General features: G+C 49.1%; 17 protein-coding genes and 3 tRNA genes. 6 read left to right on the top strand and 14 right to left on the bottom strand.

Annotated elements, in window-relative coordinates; genetic code table 11:
• Positions 1-169: 169 nt before the first annotated feature.
• From IEX02_RS14920 to pspA, 5 genes are all read right to left on the bottom strand, one after another.
• Positions 170-1,228: a TIGR01620 family protein gene (locus IEX02_RS14920; RefSeq protein WP_188696885.1), complete on the bottom strand. Its 1,059-nt coding sequence runs from the start codon at positions 1,226-1,228 to the stop codon at positions 170-172.
• The gene (locus IEX02_RS14915; protein WP_188696882.1) at positions 1,225-2,628 is read right to left on the bottom strand and encodes a YcjX family GTP-binding protein; all 1,404 of its coding nucleotides are present in this window, start codon (positions 2,626-2,628) and stop codon (positions 1,225-1,227) included. The genes IEX02_RS14920 and IEX02_RS14915 overlap by 4 nt, the downstream gene beginning before the upstream one ends.
• A gap of 88 nt (positions 2,629-2,716) precedes the next feature.
• Positions 2,717-3,136 (bottom strand): envelope stress response membrane protein PspC, encoded by a 420-nt coding sequence (pspC, locus tag IEX02_RS14910; RefSeq protein WP_188696878.1) that lies wholly within the window; start codon positions 3,134-3,136, stop codon positions 2,717-2,719.
• Positions 3,133-3,324: an envelope stress response membrane protein PspB gene (pspB, locus tag IEX02_RS14905; protein ID WP_373285027.1), complete on the bottom strand. Its 192-nt coding sequence runs from the start codon at positions 3,322-3,324 to the stop codon at positions 3,133-3,135. The genes pspC and pspB overlap by 4 nt, the downstream gene beginning before the upstream one ends.
• A gap of 77 nt (positions 3,325-3,401) precedes the next feature.
• Positions 3,402-4,085: a phage shock protein PspA gene (gene pspA / locus IEX02_RS14900; protein ID WP_188696875.1), complete on the bottom strand. Its 684-nt coding sequence runs from the start codon at positions 4,083-4,085 to the stop codon at positions 3,402-3,404.
• Between the two features lie 209 nt (positions 4,086-4,294).
• On the opposite strand from pspA, the gene pspF reads away from it, so the two are divergent.
• From pspF to IEX02_RS14870, 6 genes are read left to right on the top strand one after another with little or no spacing between them, the layout of a single operon-like run.
• Complete coding sequence (gene pspF, locus IEX02_RS14895; RefSeq protein WP_188696872.1) at positions 4,295-5,389, top strand: phage shock protein operon transcriptional activator; 1,095 nt, start codon at positions 4,295-4,297, stop codon at positions 5,387-5,389.
• Positions 5,389-7,005 (top strand): ABC transporter substrate-binding protein SapA, encoded by a 1,617-nt coding sequence (gene sapA, locus IEX02_RS14890; protein WP_188696869.1) that lies wholly within the window; start codon positions 5,389-5,391, stop codon positions 7,003-7,005. Before pspF ends, sapA begins: the two co-directional genes overlap by 1 nt.
• Before the next feature lies 1 nt (position 7,006).
• Complete coding sequence (locus IEX02_RS14885) at positions 7,007-8,038, top strand: ABC transporter permease (RefSeq protein ID WP_188696867.1); 1,032 nt, start codon at positions 7,007-7,009, stop codon at positions 8,036-8,038.
• The gene (locus IEX02_RS14880; RefSeq protein WP_188696865.1) at positions 8,025-8,918 is read left to right on the top strand and encodes an ABC transporter permease subunit; all 894 of its coding nucleotides are present in this window, start codon (positions 8,025-8,027) and stop codon (positions 8,916-8,918) included. Before IEX02_RS14885 ends, IEX02_RS14880 begins: the two co-directional genes overlap by 14 nt.
• Positions 8,918-9,913, top strand: coding sequence for an oligopeptide/dipeptide ABC transporter ATP-binding protein (locus tag IEX02_RS14875; protein WP_188696863.1), 996 nt, complete (start codon positions 8,918-8,920; stop codon positions 9,911-9,913). The genes IEX02_RS14880 and IEX02_RS14875 overlap by 1 nt, the downstream gene beginning before the upstream one ends.
• Positions 9,910-10,686, top strand: a complete 777-nt coding sequence (locus tag IEX02_RS14870; protein ID WP_188696861.1) for an ATP-binding cassette domain-containing protein — start codon at positions 9,910-9,912, stop codon at positions 10,684-10,686. The genes IEX02_RS14875 and IEX02_RS14870 overlap by 4 nt, the downstream gene beginning before the upstream one ends.
• Positions 10,687-10,763: 77 nt before the next feature.
• On the opposite strand, the gene IEX02_RS14865 is transcribed toward IEX02_RS14870, so the two are convergent.
• From IEX02_RS14865 to IEX02_RS14825, 9 genes are all read right to left on the bottom strand, one after another.
• Positions 10,764-12,650, bottom strand: coding sequence for a SurA N-terminal domain-containing protein (locus IEX02_RS14865; protein WP_188696859.1), 1,887 nt, complete (start codon positions 12,648-12,650; stop codon positions 10,764-10,766).
• 226 nt (positions 12,651-12,876) lie between these two features.
• A complete protein-coding gene (hupB, locus tag IEX02_RS14860; RefSeq protein WP_102796818.1) occupies positions 12,877-13,149 on the bottom strand; it encodes a nucleoid-associated protein HU-beta in 273 nt (90 codons plus the stop codon).
• A 305-nt stretch (positions 13,150-13,454) separates the two neighbouring features.
• A complete protein-coding gene (gene lon / locus IEX02_RS14855; RefSeq protein ID WP_188696857.1) occupies positions 13,455-15,815 on the bottom strand; it encodes an endopeptidase La in 2,361 nt (786 codons plus the stop codon).
• Between the two features lie 125 nt (positions 15,816-15,940).
• Positions 15,941-17,218, bottom strand: a complete 1,278-nt coding sequence (gene clpX / locus IEX02_RS14850) for an ATP-dependent protease ATP-binding subunit ClpX (protein WP_188696854.1) — start codon at positions 17,216-17,218, stop codon at positions 15,941-15,943.
• A 99-nt stretch (positions 17,219-17,317) separates the two neighbouring features.
• Complete coding sequence (gene clpP / locus IEX02_RS14845; RefSeq protein WP_373285026.1) at positions 17,318-17,944, bottom strand: ATP-dependent Clp endopeptidase proteolytic subunit ClpP; 627 nt, start codon at positions 17,942-17,944, stop codon at positions 17,318-17,320.
• Positions 17,945-18,081: 137 nt separating this feature from the next.
• A complete protein-coding gene (tig, locus tag IEX02_RS14840) occupies positions 18,082-19,383 on the bottom strand; it encodes a trigger factor (protein ID WP_188696849.1) in 1,302 nt (433 codons plus the stop codon).
• Between the two features lie 250 nt (positions 19,384-19,633).
• Positions 19,634-19,709 (bottom strand) — tRNA-His (locus tag IEX02_RS14835).
• A gap of 34 nt (positions 19,710-19,743) precedes the next feature.
• Positions 19,744-19,820: transfer RNA gene (locus IEX02_RS14830), tRNA-Arg, on the bottom strand.
• A 22-nt stretch (positions 19,821-19,842) separates the two neighbouring features.
• A tRNA-Pro gene (locus IEX02_RS14825) sits at positions 19,843-19,919 on the bottom strand.
• Between the last annotated feature and the right edge of the window lie 234 nt (positions 19,920-20,153).

Genomic DNA, 20,153 nt, shown 5'->3' with positions numbered 1-20,153 from the left:
TATCGCTTGTCATTCACCTTGCTCCGATACCTGCACCGGAGCTACTCAGTTGGACGTGAGTCTACTCAAATAGTGGCAAAGAAAAAGCGGGTGACCTGTTAGCGAATAGTTTCAAGTGTAACAGTATTTTTACAAGAGTAAGGCTTGGAAGGGCGAGCTCCCCGTTAGCTCAAGCTTCCCTTCCCTCTTTGCTGTCGCTTGCCTGGGGGCCCCGCTCTAATCCGCGAAGTTGCTTTAACACCCCAGCGGCAATCACGCTGATTTTGGGCTCGCTTTCGGCGATAAACGGAATCGGGCGACATAATTTTAGCGCCTGTACCCCAAACCTGGTGGTCAGCACGCCAGCGCCTAGCCCCTGGGCCATACGGGTCGACAACTTAGCGGTCAAACTTCCACCCAAAGCCCACGCAGAAGCCTCAGCCAGCAATTCACTAGCCCCTGCGTACAACATAGTACGCACGGTCTTTTTTAGCAGTATGACCTTAGTTAGATAGCCGGTCTTTACCCCATAACAGTCACAAATCCGGTTGATCATGCGTAGATTACGCCATAACACCAACAACATATCCAACAGCACAAAGGGGCTTACCGCAATTAGCGCCGCAGAGGCTGATGCCTCGCGACTGATTTCATCTAATGCACGTTTGTCAGCCGGTGCCATGACCTGCTGCTCGAATAACTGTAGGACTTCACGGTCGGTATAATGTTGTTCCAACGATGCATGCCAGCGCTGTCCATGCGTTTCAGATCCCCTAGGCATTTGCGCCAGTAATGTCTGGCAAAAGTCCTTAGCATCGCCGATTGCCGGGCTTTGACTGTATCCAAGGGCCAATTGCTGCAGATGCTCGCGGTGCTCCAGGCGGCGAAAACGCATCCACTCTCGCCCCACCGACAATAACGCCGCAATCAGTAAAGTCAGTAATAGCGCAGCCCAAGCCATAGACAGAAAGTCCAGTGCCTGCCAGCCTTGCCATAACGTAACGCCGAGTTGCGCAGTGCCCAGCAGTAACCCCAACAAGAGCAACCAAAACCATTTACCCGGTTTGCTATGACCTTGTGGCCTTGAGGTTGACACCTGAAAGTCTTCTTCAAGCGAAGGGAACTCGCTTACCACCGATTCACTAGGCACCTGTACAGCTTTTCGTAGCCCTTGTGGCGGCTGCTCAGCCACCTCAGTGTCCAATAAAATCCGCGGCTTTAGCTGTATGTCTGGCGTACTGTCCGTCATGCCAATTTGTCCCCCAGTAGAAACTCCAACATCTGATCCATACGTATATGCGGCAACGCCGTTAACGGGTCTCGCAAAGGCGGCGCAAAATTCGGGAACTCAAACCCCTGAGACTGCCAAAAGGTCGGTGCCGGACGCCTGGCTGGCACATCACCAGGATATAAGGTTATGGGCTGTCCATTCAGATCATGTCCAGACAGAACACTAAGGCGCTGCCCCTGGTATTGTGTTTGCCCCACATTTGAAGCCCGTATTGCTGCCAGTGCCGTGGTTTGAATTCTGACGCCCCGATACTGCATATCCTGGCGAGCGTTGTGTACCATAGACTCCAGCAGGCGAATCAAATTATCTTGCTGATCCGGCGTAATATGGTCAGCTTTGCTGGCAGCAAACACTAACTTATCGATACGTGGTGAAAACATTCGACGCAATAGCGAATTTTTACCGTAATCAAAACTTTTCAGTATCCAGTTGATTGCCCGTTGTAATTCATCAAATGCCTGCTCGCCCCGATTTAGGGCTGATAAGCAATCAACCAGCACAATTTGTCGGTCAAAGTCACTAAAATACGCCTTGTAAAAGGGTTTGACGACTTTAGTCCGATATTGCTCGAATCTTTCCATGGCAAGGGCCAGATTGCTGCCTGACGGAATATGCTGCCAGTCCATCTGGGCTTGTTCACCTATAAAGGGAATAAACTGCAAAACTGGCGCCCCCTCCAGCTCACCAGGCAAAACAAAGCGTCCAGGCTGAACCAACTCCAGTCCATGCTTCTTACAGTCACTCAGGTACTGACGAAACACCTCAGCCAATTGCTGGAGTTGCAATTCATTCTCCTGTCCCAGCCAATCTAGGTTTTTCATCGCCTGACGAAAAGGCTGACTTAATACCTCGCGCCCCCCCTCTTCCATTTGTTGGGTACAAAAAGCACTCCATTGCGGAAAATCCATTCCCAGCAGGGGCAAATCCAACAACCATTCTCCCGGATAGTCGAGGATGTCCAGTATCAATGTCGATTGGTCAAACAGATAACGGCTCACGCCTTGACCGGGTTTATAGCGCACATGCAAACGAATCTGACTCACGCCACGTGTAGGCACAGGCCAACTGGGCTGGGCTGCATTTAACGCCTCCATTCCCTGCTCATAAGCAAACCTTGCCAAGCGCACATCCGGCTGAGCCACCCGCCTGACACCCACCAGACGCTGCTCTTTAGTTAGGGTAAAAAACGGCAGATTAGCCGTACCATTACCTTCCAGCAGTTGGTTTACCAAGGACGTAATAAAAGCGGTTTTTCCCGCTCCACTCAGTCCGGTAACCGCCAGCTTAACGTGCTGATCCGCCATCCGACTGGCGGTCTGATGTGCCTTAGTCTGAATTCGGCCAAAAAGACTTTGCATACCGCTGCCTGACATCTTTCACCCTGTGTAAAACAAAAAATGGGCGGTTACCCGCCCCTCCACGCTGAATACAAACGCCGCTTAATGATTACAGGCGACTGATTTCCCTGTTCAGTTGAAACTCTGAAGAGGTTACATAAGTTTCCATTTTGCGCAGACGCATCTCAAGCCTGTCAAAACGTCCTTTAATATCACGAAACGCCTGACGTGGTGGCTCTCCGGCTTGCCACACTTTGGACTTAACCTCCACGTGAGAGTTATCCTCTTCACCAGCATGCCATCCCTTCCCTTGCGAGTTTATCGACACACCACCACTGGGCTTTTTATCCAGAATGAACCAGGCCGCAATATACGCCATGATAAAAAACGGGCCGGACAACAACACAGCGGATACTAAAATGATACGGATTAACCAGGCTTCCCATCCAAAGTAATCTGCTATTCCCGCACAAACACCGGCTACCTTGCCTTTTTGGGCATTACGATACAATTCACCTTTGGTTTTCATGCTCTGTTCCTCCACTGCGGAGCCTCGGCATCCAAAATAGCTTCCAATGTCTGAATGCGATCCGCCATTTTCTCTGCCTTATCGGCCAACTCAGTGAGCGCGGTAAACTCTTCCTTGGACAATCCCTGCGCCACTTGTTTCTTACTGCGGTAATGCAGAATTAACCAAATGGGCGCCACAAAAATCATGAATATGATGATGGGCGCCACCAAAATACCTATGACATCTTCCACAATATTCTCCTCAACCTGGGCTGCGTTACGGCTTAGTCTTTGCTAGCCGCTTTGGTGTTTTTCTTATTCATTTTTTTCTTCAGTTCAGCCAGTTCATCATCGATCTTGTCACCGGCTTCCAGGGCAGCAAATTCGTCTGCCAGGGTTTTCTGTCCCATGTCATACGCTTCGATCTGACTTTCCAAATCGTCAATCTTACGCTCGTAACGTTCAAAGCGTCCCATGGCATCATCAACTTTACTGCTATCCAGGGTGCGTTTTACTTCAAGCCTGGACTCGGCCGTCTTCTGACGCAGAATAATGGCTTTCTGCCTTGCTTTGGCATCAGCAAGCTTCTCCTGCAATTGCGCCGTTTCACTCTGAAGTTTAGCAATCTGATCTTCAACCAGTTGTAATTCTTTGCTCAACGCCTGCGCGTGCTCAGCCGCTTTCTTCTTTTCTACCAGAGCAGCTCTGGCTAAATCGTCACGCTCTTTACTCAGCGCCAGTTCGGCTTTGGCTTGCCAATCATTCGCCTGATGCTCCAGTTTGCTTATCTGAGAACTGATCTCTTTTTTGTTAGCAATAGTCTTAGCTGAGGTAGAACGCACTTCTACCAGCGTATCTTCCATTTCCTGGATAATCAGCCTAACCATTTTTTCCGGATCTTCGGCCTTATCCAACAACGCATTGATATTGGAGTTCACTATGTCGGTGAAACGAGAGAAAATACCCATGATGTTTACCTCTTTGTCATGATTTGAATGGAAATGAATCAACACCTCCAACCTGTATTGAGGTTATACAAATTACAGGCCAACCAAGCAAAGACGAGTAACATACTGATTTAAAATATAATATTTATTTTCTAGGCTTTTCCCGTTGGCTAGCATAATATTGATATCAACCACTAATTAGTCGATTACACCACTTTTTAAGGAACACAGTGAGCAGGTTTCGCCAACAAGACAATCTGTTGGGACAATCCAACAGCTTTTTGGAAGTTCTGGAGCAGATATCACAAATCGCCCCGCTTAATAAGCCCGTGCTGATTATCGGTGAGCGAGGAACGGGTAAAGAACTGGTTGCCGCACGTTTGCATTATCTGTCCGGCCGTTGGGACCAGGCTTATCTGAAACTCAATTGTGCCGCACTCAATGATAACCTGTTGGAAAGTGAACTATTCGGCTATGAGGCCGGCGCCTTTACCGGTGCCGCCAAACGACGCGAAGGACGCTTTGAAACGGCCAATAACGGCACCTTGTTTTTAGATGAGCTCGCCAACACCTCCGGACTTATTCAAGAGAAACTTCTGCGTGTTATCGAATACGGTGAATTTGAACGGGTTGGCGGTTCAAAGTCCGTCAAGGTAGATGTCAGACTGGTAGCAGCCACCAATGAAGATCTTCCCAGTCTCGCCGAGCAAGGCGAGTTTCGCGCGGATCTACTTGATAGATTAGCCTTTGACGTTATCACGCTACCGCCCTTAAGAGAGCGTCCGGAAGATATAATGATGCTGGCCGAGCATTTCGCTATTAATATGGCCAGAGAGCTAGAGATGGAACTGTTCAGCGGTTTTACCGAAAAAGCCAAGCGTACCCTGCTGAGCTATGAGTGGCCGGGTAATATCCGAGAGTTGAAGAATGTGGTTGAACGCGCTGTCTATCGCTGCAACAACCCACACTTGCCGGTTCACCATATTGTGCTGGATCCCTTCGAATCGCCATTCCGTCCTCAAGGCAGAATCAAAACCCAAGATAGAATACAGCCCTCTTCTCAGCCGAAAGAAGCGTCAACGCCTGAAGTGCTGTCGGTGGAGCCCGCCGCCTCTACGAACGGTATTGGCATGCAATTCAACTTTCCGGTAGATCTCAAAACTCTCACTCAAGACTTTGAAATTGACCTGCTCCGCCAAGCATTAGCCAGCAGCCAGTTTAATCAAAAGAAGACCGCTGATAAACTTGGTCTGACATACCACCAATTGCGTGGCTATCTTAAAAAATACAACCTGCTGGATGGCGCATCCAGAGAGCTGGATTGATGAAAAACAGAACCTGCCTGGGCCTCATGTTGTCTTGCATGGTGAGCGTAGGCTGCCAAGACCTAGATGACGCCGAAGTTAAACAAAAAGGACTGATCTATTGCTCTGAGGGCAGTCCGGTCACCTTCAACCCCCAACTTGATATCTCAGGCACGACAGCCGATGCGGCAGCTCATCAGTTGTATAACGGCTTACTCGACTTTGATCCTGAAACCAGCAAGGTAATACCGGCATTGGCAGACAGCTGGTTGGTCAGTGAAGATGGTTTAACTTACACATTTCAGCTACGAAAAGACGTGCAATTCCACCAAACCGGCTATTTCACGCCCAGCCGCGCATTTAACGCCGATGACGTGTTATTCAGCATCAATCGCTGGCGCCTTGCTTCCCATCCCTACCACAAGGTTTCCGGGGGCGTATACCCTTACTTTGAAAGCTTGGGATTGCAAGACATTGTCGCTGAAGTTAACCGACTTAACGGCTACCGGGTGGAAATCAAACTACATCGGCCAGACAGTTCATTCCTTGCTACATTGGCAACAGATTTTGCCGTGATGTTATCGGCTGAATATGCCGAACAGCTGATGTTAGCCGGCACACCTGAGCTGCTAGACAGTCAACCAATAGGCACCGGCCCCTTTAAATTTCAGCAATTCCGCAAGAACAACTACATTCGCTACCATCGTCATGCCGATTACTGGGAAGGCCAGGCGTATCAGGAGCAATTGATTTTTGATATCACCCCGACCAGTTCAATGCGACTGGCAAAACTTATCACCGGCGAGTGCGATGTTATTGCCTTTCCGGCTCAGACAGAGCTACGCATCGTCGACCAGCGTCAGGATTTGGTACTGGAGGAAAAACCCGGCCTGAATGTAGGCTTCTGGGCGTTTAATACCGCCCGTCCTCCGTTTGATGACCCCAAAGTAAGACGCGCTCTGGCCATGGCGGTAGATAGGCAAGCGCTACTTGACGCCGTGTATTCAGACAGTGCGGTCGCGTCAAAAGGATTGCTGCCCCCGACTTCCTGGGCTTACGACGAGAACCAGCGCGATGTTCACTATAACCCAGCGTTAGCCAGGCAGTTGCTGGATGAAGCCGGGGTGAAACGGGGCTTTAGAATGAATATCTGGGCCATGCCGGTGCAACGCGCTTACAACCCCAACGCCACAAAAATGGCTGAACTTATTCAAAGTTATCTGGATAAAGTAGACATCCGGGTCGACATTGTGAGCTACGAATGGGCCACCTTCAGGCGCCTGCTAAAGCAAGGCATGCACGATTCGGTTTTGATTGGCTGGTCTGCAGACAATGGGGATCCGGATAATTTTTATCGCCCGCTGTTAAGCTGTGCAGCCATCGCTTCAGGAACCAACAGGGCAAACTGGTGCCTGCCCAAATATGATGAGTTGATTAACGACGCTCTGCGCTACACCGATGAAGACAGCCGCATGCACTACTATCATCAAGTAAACGAACTTTTGGTAGAGCAAATGCCATTATTGCCCATCGCCCATGCCTACCGTTTCCAGGCGTACCGAGAAGGCATCACCGGTATGCAAATCAACCCCTTTGGCGGAATCCGTTTCGGCCAGGTTCGTAAGGAAGGACGTTGATATGCTGGTTTACTTAGGTCGACGACTGAATCTGCTGTTCTTTACCCTGCTGATACTCTGCATTGCGTCATATACCTTGGCCTTTTTGTTTCCCGGTGACCCGCTGACCAACCTGTCAGGCAATCCAATCTCCTCAGAGGATCAGGCTCAGCAACTGCGTATGATGTATGCGTTGGATGACGGCTATATTGCCGGGTTCTGGCAATATCTGAAGCTTACGCTGTCTGGTGAATGGGGCCTGAGTCTCACCTCACAAAACCCGATTTTTGCCGACATTTGCCAGTTTCTTCCCGCCAGCCTGGAACTTAGCCTGTATGCGATGGCGGTATCACTGTTAGTTGGGATTCCACTTGGCATTGCCGCCGGATTAAACCACCGCCGCTACACCGATATGAGCATTCTGTCGGTCAGTCTGGTGGGATTCTCGATGCCGGTATTCTGGCTGGCACTGCTATTAATACTAATATTCTCGTTGCAATGGGGCGGCTTGCCCATGTCTGGACGCGTGAGCCTGATTTACGAAATACCCCAGTACAGCGGATTTATGCTAGTCGATATTCTGCAAGCCGATATTGATAATAAGAAACAGGTATTAATGGACGCCTTACATCACCTGATTCTGCCAACTCTGTCTTTGTCTATAGTCACCTGCTCGCTAGTTGTCCGCCTTACCCGTCGCTCGGTGATCAATGTGATGGCCAGCGACTATATTAAGGCGGCTTACGCCAAAGGACTGAGTAGAACGCAGGTTTTCTGGCACCACGGTATGAAAAATGCGTTGTTGCCAATTATGCCGCAACTTGCCATGCAATTTACCGTCTTGTTAACCAACGCCATGATAGTCGAGGTGATCTTTTCTTGGCCGGGGATAGGAGAATGGATGATGCAGGCCATTTATCAACGAGACTTCCCGGCCATCCGCGGCGGTATGCTGGCAGTATCCGCCCTGGTTGTTATTGTGACCATTTGCGTAGACTTGCTGATTCGCACGATCTACCCCTTAAGTAAGAAGCAGCTTCATGCCCAAGTCTAGTTTCTACGACGAAGAATTTTATCCCTCACCGGTTCGCCAGACCTGGAATGAATTCCAGCGCAATCATATTGCGTTAGCTGGGCTGTGGTGTCTGGGCTTCTTTGTACTGCTGGTATTGCTAGGCCCTTGGTTTCTGCCCTTTGGCCCATTGGCTCAGAACACCGAGGCAATTCTGCTGCCTCCGGCTTGGGACGCCAACGGCGACGTCTCGCATCTATTTGGCACAGACGGCATAGGCAGAGACTTACTGGCCAGGGTGGTACATGGCTGCCAAATTACCTTTGGCGCAAGCTTTTTTCTGGTACTGCTGGCGATGTTAGTAGGCTGCAGTATCGGTGCTTACGCCGGTATGAGCCGAGGCCTCAGGGCGAGTATTATTAACCACCTGCTGGATGCCATCATGGCCATCCCGACCTTACTGCTAGCCATTATCATCGTCGCGATACTTGGCACCGGATTAATGAACAGTATGTGGGCCATCACCCTCGCGCTTATCCCGCAATTTATCCATCACACCCGAGATATGGTAGGGCGGGAATACCGCAAAGAATATGTCACCGCAGCACGCCTGGATGGTGCCAGCGACGCGCGCATTTTCTTTCATAGCATTCTACCCAATATGATTGAAATGCTGGTTGTACAAGCCACCATGGCGCTGTCAGTTGCCATTTTGGATATCTCTGCATTGGGCTTTCTCAACTTGGGCGCACAATCCCCTTCCCCTGAGCTGGGCGCCATGCTGTCTGATGCACTGGAAACCGCTTACGTGGCCCCCTGGAGTATTTCCTTGCCTGGTGCGGCGATTTTTTTAATGGTCTTGTCCATCAATCTGGTCGGAGATGGCCTGCGTACCGCGTTGAAAAACAGAGTGAATCAATAATGCCGTTACTGGACATCAAAAATCTGACTCTGGAAATAGATACCCCACTTGGCCTAGTGAAGGCCCTGGATAAAATTAATCTGAGTATTGATAGCCGGGAAGTCAGGGCCTTGGTTGGCGAGTCTGGTTCAGGAAAGAGCCTGGTCGTAAAATCTATCGTCGGGGCCCTGTCAGACCGATGGCAGGTCACCGCCGATCGCATGAACTGGAAAGGCCAGGATTTACTGTCCATGTCCGACAGCCAACGGCGTGCCATTACCCGCAGTGAAATTTCGGTTGTATTGCAAAACCCGGCGACCGCTCTCGACCCTTCTGCAACGCTACGCGAACAAATCGAAGAAAGTATTGCCGATTCGCAATTAGATAAGGGCTGGTTTTGGCAACGAAGGCAGCAAAGACGAGAAATGGCTGCCCAACAACTGCACAAAGTGGGTATTCGCGACCATGATCTCTGCTTAGCCAGCTATCCCCATCAAGTGGCCGAAGATATCGCACAAAAATTTGCGCTGGCCATGGCACTGGTATCCAACCCTAAACTCCTTATCGCCGATAACCCGACCATGGGCATGGAGCCCACTACCAAAGTACAGGTACTGCGGCTGCTGGCCAAGCTCAATAAAACCAGGGAGCTGAGTATTCTGTTTGTCAGCCACGATTTGTTGGCCATTTCCGCCATGGCAGATACCATGACAGTACTCTACTGCGGACAAACCGTAGAAAGCGGCAAAATGAGCCAGCTAAAACGACGTCCGCTGCACCCCTATACCAAAGCATTGCTGGATAGCGCCCCGAGTTTCAGGCGCGACCTGCCCCCCAAAGCGGCCTTATCCTGCCTGGATGGGACTATTCCTACCTTGCAACACTTACCTATAGGCTGCCGCCTGGGGCCTCGCTGTCCCAGGGCTCAGAAAGAATGTGTGAAAATGCCCGATGTACGACGTATCCACGATCATCACTATGCCTGCCATTTCCCGCTGCACAGGGATAAAACATGAACCCGTTACTGACTGTCTCCAACCTGAGTTATAGCAAGAAAGACAAATCCTGGTTTGGCAAACAAGAGCATTTTCGCCTCGCCCCGGTCAGCTTTGAACTAAAAGCAGGAGAAACCATGGCCATTATGGGTGAAAATGGCTCAGGCAAGTCCCTACTGGCGAAGCTGTTGGTCGGTGTAGCGCGCCCAAGTGCCGGTGAAATCTTGTTAAATGGCGAGTCCCTGCACGACAAACGCCAGCGCTTTCAGGCTATTCGGATGATTTTTCAGCATAGCAAGGAATCCCTGAATCCCGCCCTGACCCTCGGTAGTCTGCTGGAAGAGCCTTTGATCCTAAATACCGATTTAGATGCGCGGGAACGTAAACGCAAGATAGAAGAAACCCTGAAACTGGTGGGTATGCTACCGGAACACCAGTACTTTTATCGTCATATGTTGTCAGAAGGACAGCGACAACGCGTGGCCGTGGCCAGAGCCCTGATCTTAAATCCTCAGGTACTGGTAGCTGATGAGCCCTTTGCCGCCCTTGACCCTTCCGTACGCTCACAAACGGTTAATCTGTTGATGAAATTACAGCGTGATTTAGGGCTTGGCTTTATTTTTATCTCCCATAACCTGGGTATTGTCCGACATATTAGTGATCGCATTCTCGTATTGGAAGCTGGCCAATTAGTGGAGTCAGGAAAAACGGATGTGATTTTCAATTGGCCAAAGTCGGATTATACCCGTCGTCTTATTCACGCTTATCAAGCCCTGATCACCCGCGACGAATAGCTCCACCGCAAAGCGGAGACAAAAAGCAAACATAAAAAAACGCTGCCGAAGCAGCGTTTTTTCAATTTCAGCCGAACTTACTGAACGGCGTGGATTTCAATATCCGCTTTGGCTTTAAGGGCCTCGATAAAGTCCACATAAAGCTGCTGACTGCGTCCGGACGACAGGCGCTGCTCAAGACCGGCCAGCATGGCATCCTCGGCCTTCTCAGCCGCATGGATAGCATCCAGCCTAACCAAGGCAACATTACCATCAGCGGTATTAACAGCAGCCATATTGGCTTCGGTGCCAAGCTTAAACGCTTGCTCAACGACAGCTGGAGGTAGCAAAGATCCATAACGAACTTGACCGGCTTCGCTTGCCCATACCAGGCTTTTCTCATCTAACTTAGCTTGGATATCTTCTCCGCCAGCGGCTTGTGCAACCAACTCATCGGCCCATTGCTTGGCAGCATTCTGAGCTTTATCAGCTTTCAGTTGAGCCTCTATGTCGGCAGCAACTTCTTCCAGAGGACGAGTGCGCTGTGGTTGATGTTCGGCGACACGCATGACCAACAAATGCTCGGGTGTCACATCAATCACTTCGCTGTTTACCGCTTCTTCAATCAACTCATCGGAGAATGCTACATTCAGTACCTGATTGCCGGCAAACACGCCCTGGGCTTCTGCGCGGCTGAACATATCTGTGGTTTGAATTTCTTTATCCAGTAAGCCTGCCACATCTTCCAGATTGTCCGGCTGTTCAAATGCCAGCTCGGCTACTTGCTGATGTAACTGGTAAAATTCAGCCTGGGCCTTATCACGTTTCACTTGCGTAATAATGTCATCTTTCACCGCATCCAGAGGCTGAACCTCTTCGGCTTTAATGCCCGTCAGTTTGATGATGTGTAAACCAAATTCACTTTCTACTACTTCACTGACATCACCTTCTTTTGCCAGGGCAAAAGTGGCTTCTTCAAAAGCAGGATCCATCACATCACGACCGAACCAATCTAAATCACCACCATTTTCGGCACTAAAGGCATCAGCAGAAAACTCTTTGGCCAGGGCCGCGAAATCTTCGCCATTGTTAATTCGTGTAAGCAACTCCTCGGCCTGTGCTCGAACTTTCTGCTCATCATCACCCAGCTCAAGCAAGATGTGAGAAGCTCGACGCTCGGCAGCAGTACGGTATTGATCCATATTGGCCTGATAAGCTTCGTCGATTTCCTGTTCAGAAACCTCCACGCCTTCCATCAGGTCTTCAATTGTCAGCTCCAGATAACGCAGCGCAACGCGCTCTTCGGTATCAAAACTGCTGATGTTGCTTTGGTAATAGGTGCTGATATCGTCCTCAGATACCACCACGCTGTCCAAAAACTGCTCGGCGGCCACTTTGACATAGCTTATATCACGCTGTTGTTGTTGCAGTGCGTAAGCCTGTTCCACCTCGCCTGCCAGGCTAAATTCACTACCCAGCAGAGCCCGCACCAGTTGCTGGCGAGTCATATCTAAACGAATGCGCTCACGGAAATCCTGCGGCTGCATACCGGCCTGACGCAAAATGGCCTGATACCTGTCGTTATTGAAGGTACCGGCTATCTGGAACTCAGGCATGGCCAGTAAAGCTTCTTTCACCTGCGTATCGCTAACGCGCATGCCCAAATCGGCTGCGGTTTGTTCTACCAGTTTATCTGCGATAAGACGGTCTAACAGGCCACGCTTAAAGGTTTTCATATAATCGCTGTCAGCCATCAAATTGGCGAAAGCGTCACCGTATTGATTTTCCATTCTGGCCCTTTCGTTCTGATAGGCGTTTTCCAGACTGGACTGACTGATATCGTCACCATTAACCGTTGCAACAGGTACATCGGTTTTCGCATTCAAATAGCTTCCCACCCCGGCCAGGGCAAAGGTCAGTATTACCAAACCCAGTATGGCTTTAGCCCAAAATCCTTGGGACCCTTCTCTAATTCTCTCTAACATCTTGGTCTTTAAACTCCAATTTGCTCCAGCGCCGCTTTCGGCGTGGTCAGCACATAGTCAAACGGGTGGGATTATAACCCAGCATGGCAGGAAACAGAATGCCATTGACAGCGACAATACTCACCATCAGCAGGTCGCTTTAATTCACAATTAGTCTTTATTGAAGGAGCGTACAAATAAAAAAAGCGATGACAAATCATCGCTTTTTTAAACCGAGAAAATCGGCTTAGTTGCAAGCATCCTTTAAAGCTTTACCAGCTTTGAAAGAAGGCACTTTGGCAGCTGCGATTTGAATCGTCGCACCCGTCTGAGGGTTACGACCGCTACGAGCTGAACGCTCACGCACGGAGAAAGTACCAAAGCCAACCAGAGCAACTTGATCACCGCCTTTAAGCGCATCAGTTACTGCATCAGTCAGGGCGTCAAGAGCACGGCCCGCAGCAGCTTTGGAAATATCCGCGCCAGCAGCGATTTTATCGATTAGTTGAGACTTATTCACAATATCATCCCCTTCAATTGTTATTATATTGCTGATTCGCAAACAGTTGTTGCGAAATTGTTATAACAAGCTTGAATAGCAACTTCAAGCCAAGTTTTAGATAATTTTTTTATTTCTGAATCGCTGCGATCCCTTTATTGACAAGGCTTGAAGCGAATTCGAATTCAAGGCTACCACAACTTTTGTGGGAGGGAAGCCCTACAAACCAAAAAAAACGCAAAAAGCCACGTTTTAGCGCAACTTTTTGCGTTTATTGCCCCATTACGGGGCAGTTTTTAGCGTTTTTACACCCTGGCGACAGGTAATCAGGCGTGCGAAGCCTTAACGACTTCAAAACCCTCAGGATTATTTTCCAGTGCTAACACCAGCACTTCATCAATCCACTGTACCGGATGGATATCCAAATCTTGCTTCACGTTCTCTGGAATTTCCTTCAGATCACGTTCGTTCTCTTTGGGGATAACCACGGTTTTGATACCACCACGATGTGCCGCCAGCAGTTTCTCTTTCAACCCACCAATGGCCAGTACCTCACCACGCAAGGTTATCTCTCCGGTCATAGCAACATCACAGCGAACCGGATTACCGGTCAAGGTAGACACCAAGGCCGTGCACATAGCGATACCCGCGCTTGGACCGTCTTTCGGGGTCGCCCCTTCAGGCACATGCACATGGATATCACGTTTCTCATAAAAGTCTTCGTTAATACCCAACTTACTGGCGCGACTGCGTACCACTGTCATCGCGGTTTGAATAGACTCTTGCATCACATCACCCAGTGAACCGGTGAAGGTGGTTTTACCCTTACCGGCCACCGCAGCGGTTTCAATGGTGAGCAAATCCCCTCCAACCTGCGTCCAAGCCAGGCCAGTTACCTGTCCAATCTGGTTGTTCTTGTCAGCCTTGCCGTAGTCAAAACGCTGCACACCAAGATAATCAGCTAGGTTATCCTGAGTTACCACGACCTTCTTGATAGACTTGTCGAGCAAGATATTTTTCACGGCCTTACGGCAGATTTTGGAAATCTCCCGCTCCAGGCTACGCACGCCGGCTTCACGGGTGTAATAACGAATTACGCCCAGAATGGCTGACTCTTCGATGATAAGCTCACCTTTTTTCAGGCCATTACGGCTCATCTGCTTTTCAATCAAATGGCGGGTAGCAATATTTAGCTTTTCATCTTCGGTATAACCCGACAGACGAATCACCTCCATCCTGTCCAATAATGGTCCTGGGATGTTCATACTGTTGGAGGTTGCCACGAACATCACGTCAGACAGGTCGTAATCCACCTCTAAGTAGTGGTCACTAAAGCTGCTGTTTTGTTCAGGATCCAACACCTCCAGTAAAGCCGAAGCCGGGTCACCGCGCATATCGGATGACATTTTGTCGATCTCATCGAGCAAAAACAGGGGATTTTTTACGCCCACTTTGGCCATTTTTTGAATCAACTTACCTGGCAATGAACCAATATAAGTACGACGATGTCCGCGAATTTCTGCTTCATCACGCACCCCGCCTAATGCCATACGCACATATTCACGACCGGTGGCCTTGGCAATGGACTGACCAAGGGATGTTTTACCTACCCCTGGCGGACCAACCAAACACAGAATAGGCCCTTTGAGCTTACGCACCCGTTGCTGTACCGCCAGATATTCAAGAATGCGTTCCTTAACCCGCTCAAGCCCATAATGATCAGCATCCAGTACCTGTTCAGCAGCCCCCAGGTTTTTCTTCACCTTACTGCGTTTATACCAGGGCACAGATACCAACCAATCGATGTAGCTACGTACCACTGTTGCTTCCGCAGACATGGGCGACATCATTTTCAGTTTTTGCAGTTCAGCGCTGGCCTTTTGCTTGGCATCGGCCGACATTTTCGCCTCTTCAATCTTCTTGTTGAGGCTCTCAAATTCATCAGGGGCTTCATCCAGCTCGCCAAGCTCTTTCTGAATGGCTTTCATTTGCTCATTCAGATAATACTCTCGCTGGCTTTTCTCCATCTGCTTTTTGACTCTGGTGCGGATCTTTTTCTCCACCTGCAGCAGATCGATTTCCCCTTCCATTAGGGCCATCAAGTATTCTAAGCGCTCATTCACTTGCGCCATTTCGAGCACTTTTTGCTTTTCGGCTAATTTCAGCGGCATATGAGCCGCCATGGTATCAGCCAGGCGTGCTGCGTCATCGATACCACTTAGCGAGGTCAGAACCTCTGGTGGGATCTTCTTATTGAGCTTTACATAACCTTCAAATTGCGAAATGGCCGAACGCACTAACACTTCTTGTTCGGCATCGGCGATAGCATCGTCCTGCTTCTTGATAACTTCCGCCACAAAGAATTCTTCGGTCTGCAGGTAGGTCTGTATCTCGCCTCTCACATTGCCTTCAACCAACACCTTAACGGTACCATCAGGCAATTTAAGCAACTGCAAAATAGTGGCAATAGTGCCCACTTTATAAATATCGTCAGTCTGTGGCTCATCAATGCCAGCATCCTTCTGGGCGACCAGAAAGATCTGTTTGTCATTGTTCATGGCCGCTTCCAGGCACTGGATGGACTTTTCCCGACCCACAAACAACGGGATCACCATGTGCGGATACACCACCACGTCCCGCAAGGCCAGGACGGGCATTTCGACACGTTCAGGTCGCTCAGTCGTCATACTCAATCTCTTATCGTTCTATTCTAAACTGGAAGTTATATGGGGATGCTCAGGGGAAGTTCAACGACGTGCCCTGTCATTCTTTGTCATCCTAGCAATAAAAAAGGCCCCTGTGGGGCCTTTAATTATTCAGATGCTGCCTTTTTTTCTTTGGCTGTATCGTAAATCAGTATGGGCTTTGACTCGCCGCGTATAACAGACTCGTCAATCACCACCTTACTGACATTATTCATAGCTGGCAGTTCGTACATAGTTTCCAGCAATACGCCTTCCACAATAGACCGTAACCCCCGCGCTCCGGTTTTACGCTCCATGGCTTTGGTGGCTATGGCATGCAATGCGTCGTCGCGGAATTCCAGCTCGGTGTTTTCCATTGAGAACAAGGCGCCGTATTGCTTGGTCAGCGCGTTTTTGGGCTCACGCAAGATCTGAATCAGCGCTTCCTCGTTCAGCTCTTCTAGGGTCGCCACTACAGGTAAACGGCCAATGAATTCTGGAATCAGACCATATTTGATCAAATCTTCCGGTTCCACCTGCTGGAATAGTTTACCCAGACCGTCTTTGCGTTCTTTGCTACGCACCTGAGCAACGAAACCTATACTGGTCCCTGTTTGCATGCGTTGCTCGATAACTTTGTCCAATCCGGCAAAGGCACCGCCACAGATAAACAAGATCTTGGAGGTATCCACTTGCAGGAATTCCTGTTGTGGATGCTTGCGTCCCCCTTGCGGTGGAACAGACGCAATAGTGCCTTCAATCAGTTTGAGTAAGGCCTGTTGCACCCCTTCGCCCGACACATCTCGGGTAATGGATGGGTTGTCAGACTTACGCGAAATTTTGTCGATTTCGTCGATATAAACGATACCACGCTGGGCTTTTTCTACATCGTAATCACACTTCTGCAGTAACTTCTGAATGATGTTTTCCACATCTTCACCCACATAACCGGCTTCGGTCAGCGTAGTGGCATCCGCCATAGTGAAAGGGACATCCAGAAAACGCGCTAAGGTTTCTGCTAACAGCGTTTTACCACTGCCGGTGGGGCCAATAAGCAAAATATTGCTCTTACCCAGTTCCACACCTTCATGCACATCACCATTACGTAAACGCTTGTAATGGTTGTACACTGCTACTGCAAGAACCTTCTTAGCATGCTCCTGACCGATTACATAATCGTCCAGGTGCTTATGAATGTCCTGAGGCTTAGGCAGCGCTGCCTGCTTCTTCTTCGGGGCAATTTCTTTGATTTCTTCACGGATGATGTCGTTGCACAACTCAACACATTCATCACAGATAAAAACCGATGGCCCGGCTATTAGCTTACGCACTTCATGCTGGCTTTTGCCGCAAAAAGAACAATACAGCAGCTTATTATCGCCGTCCCCGCTGTGACTATTACTCATTTACTCGTTACCTCTGTCAGACCTGGGGCTACCTGTCTTACAAGTATTAACCCTTATTGACCAATTTCTCAATTTCTTGGCTGCAATTAGGTCAGCTGACTATTTTTCCTGATGGGCTTCTAGGCGGTTTGCCAATACCTGATCAACCAGGCCATATTCCATGGCTTCCTGAGCACTCATGAAATTATCACGGTCGGTGTCTCTGGCAACAATGTCGTAGTCCTGACCTGTATGCTCGGCCATTAAACGGTTCAGCTTCTCTTTGATAGACAGGATCTCGCGAGCATGTATTTCAAAATCAGAAGCTTGTCCCTGGAATCCGCCCAAAGGTTGGTGAATCATGACCCTGGAGTTGGGCAGGCAATAACGCTTACCTTTCGCTCCACCGGATAGCAAGAATGCGCCCATGCTGGCAGCCTGACCTACACACATGGTGCTAACGTCCGGCTTAATCAAGTTCATGGTGTCATAAATAGCCATGCCGGCCGTAACCGAACCGCCAGGGGAATTGATATATAGGAAAATGTCTTTGTCCGGATTTTCTGACTCCAGAAACAACATCTGCGCCACAATCAGGTTAGCCATGTGGTCCTCGACCTGGCCAACCATAAAAATAATCCGCTCTTTTAACAGTCTGGAATAGATATCGTAGGCCCGCTCCCCTTTGGAGGTTTGCTCAACCACCATGGGTACCAATGAATTCATGGGCTCTAAGGCGTTCTGCATCATATAGGCTTCTCGTCAATTACCAACTGGACGTTTCCTTGTCTCTCAGAATTTCGTCCGCTGAAAATAAAAATGCTCGGTAGGTACCGAGCATTTAAGCAGTTGCTGACTGGTTAAGTCAACGAACAACGAGCAAATTAGGCTTGCTTGTTCATGATTTCGTCAAAGGCTTTTTTCACTTCTTTGACTTTAGCGTCTGCTAGTACACTTTCTACCGCTTGGTCTTCCAGTGCAATATTCTGCATTTGCTGCATCAGTTCCTTGTTACCTTTGTAGTAGGTAACCACTTCAGTAGGATCTTCATAAGCAGAAGCAGTAGTTTCAATCAGCGCGTCAACTTTGGCTTGATCAACTTTCAGTTCTTTTTGCTTGATGACTTCACCCAACAACAAACCAATGCTTACGCGGCGGCGAGCATTCTCTTCAAACAGCTCATCAGGCAGTTGTGGCAGGTTGCCTTGCTGCTGATCACCAAAACGCTGCATCGCCTGCTGACGCAGTACGTTGATTTCCTGGCTAACCAGCGCTTTAGGCAGCTCTACTTCGTTGGTTTCCAGCAAACCTTTAATAACCTGCTCTTTCACCTGGTTTTTCAGCGTCTGTTCCAGTTCACGCAGCATGTTCTTACGAACTTCACCACGCAGAGCTTCAACACCACCGTCTTCTACACCGAACAGCTTAGCAAACTCGTCATTTACTTCTGGCAGATCCAGACCTTCCACTTTAGTTACCTTGATAGCAAACTGAGCAGCTTTGCCTTTCAGTTTTTCTGCATGGTAGTCTTCAGGGAAAGTCACCTCGGCAACCACTTCTTCACCGGCTTTCTTGCCTACGATAGGCTCTTCAAAACCAGGAATCATACGGCCTTTGCCCAGCTCCAACTGGAAACCTTCGGCTTTACCGCCTTCGAATTCTTCACCGTCGATAGTACCAACGAAGTCGATGGTTACGCGGTCATCTTTCTTGGCCTTACGCTTGCCTTCTTTCCAGTTAGCGTGTTGCTTGCGCAGCGTATCCATCATATTGTCCAGATCTTTATCGGAGATCTCAACAACCGGCTTCTCTACTTTGATCTTATTCAGATCTTTAATTTCTACTTCTGGGTAAACTTCAAAAGACGCCACGAATTCCAGATCTTCGCCTTGATTGTCTTTCTTAAGTTCAAACGCAGGCATACCAGCAGGATTCAGTTTCTCTTGAACCACAGCTTCGTAGAAGTTGCGCTGCATTACTTCTCCAGCGATTTCCTGGCGAACTGCCTGGCCAAAACGCTTTTGAATAACAGTGACAGGTACTTTGCCAGGACGGAAACCATTCACCCGTTGGGTTTTGGCCAGTTGCTGCAAACGGGATTTTACCGCAACATCGATCTTATCTGCCGGTACGGTAATAGTAAGACGGCGCTCTAAACCTTTTGTCGTCTCAACGGAAACTTGCATTCTTCTACCTCAACTTTGCGCACTTAGGCGGCTTTTCTGTATGCCCACCCATTTCCTTATAATCACGCCCAAAATTGTGTGGCGGGGATCAGGTTTGGTGAAGGGTGAACTTGGACCTGATAAAAAGACGCAGCATTATAGCGGCAGCCATAGGTCAATTCCAGTTGTAAAAATGAAAAAATTGCGTAAAAAAACGCACAGTGCAGATGAAATGGAATAATTTAAATTGAAACTAAGAAGGAGAGAAGAGTGGGGTGGACGATGGGACTTGAACCCACGACAACCGGAATCACAATCCGGGGCTCTACCGACTGAGCTACGCCCACCACTGATTCTCTTTTTGGCCGCGCCAGATTAGAATGGCGCGCCCGGCAGGATTCGAACCTGCGACCCACGGCTTAGAAGGCCGTTGCTCTATCCAGCTGAGCTACGGGCGCTCTTCGAACCTGAAGCAAGAGATGGTCGGTGAGACAGGATTTGAACCTGCGACCCCTTGTACCCAAAACAAGTGCGCTACCAAGCTGCGCTACTCACCGACTCTTGCTGTAGCAGAGGTAAACATTTACTGGCTGCTACGGGGCGCGAATATTACCCACATGACCTATGACCGTCAAACACTTTTTCAATAAAAAAAGTTCGTATGCGCACTTTTTCAGCATAGTGATGATATTTCGACTTAATCGCTGTTGTTTTAGCCAGATTCCTCATGTAATCCCACTTTTTCCTCTATTCCTTCTACGCATTCTCCTTTCTTACTATCGATAACGGAT

This window comes from Bowmanella pacifica, assembly GCF_014645355.1.
GTDB classification, from domain to species: Bacteria; Pseudomonadota; Gammaproteobacteria; order Enterobacterales; family Alteromonadaceae; genus Bowmanella; species Bowmanella pacifica.
The sequence above is the reverse complement of the archived record's forward strand: the minus strand, read 5'-3'. Positions and strand labels throughout refer to the sequence as shown.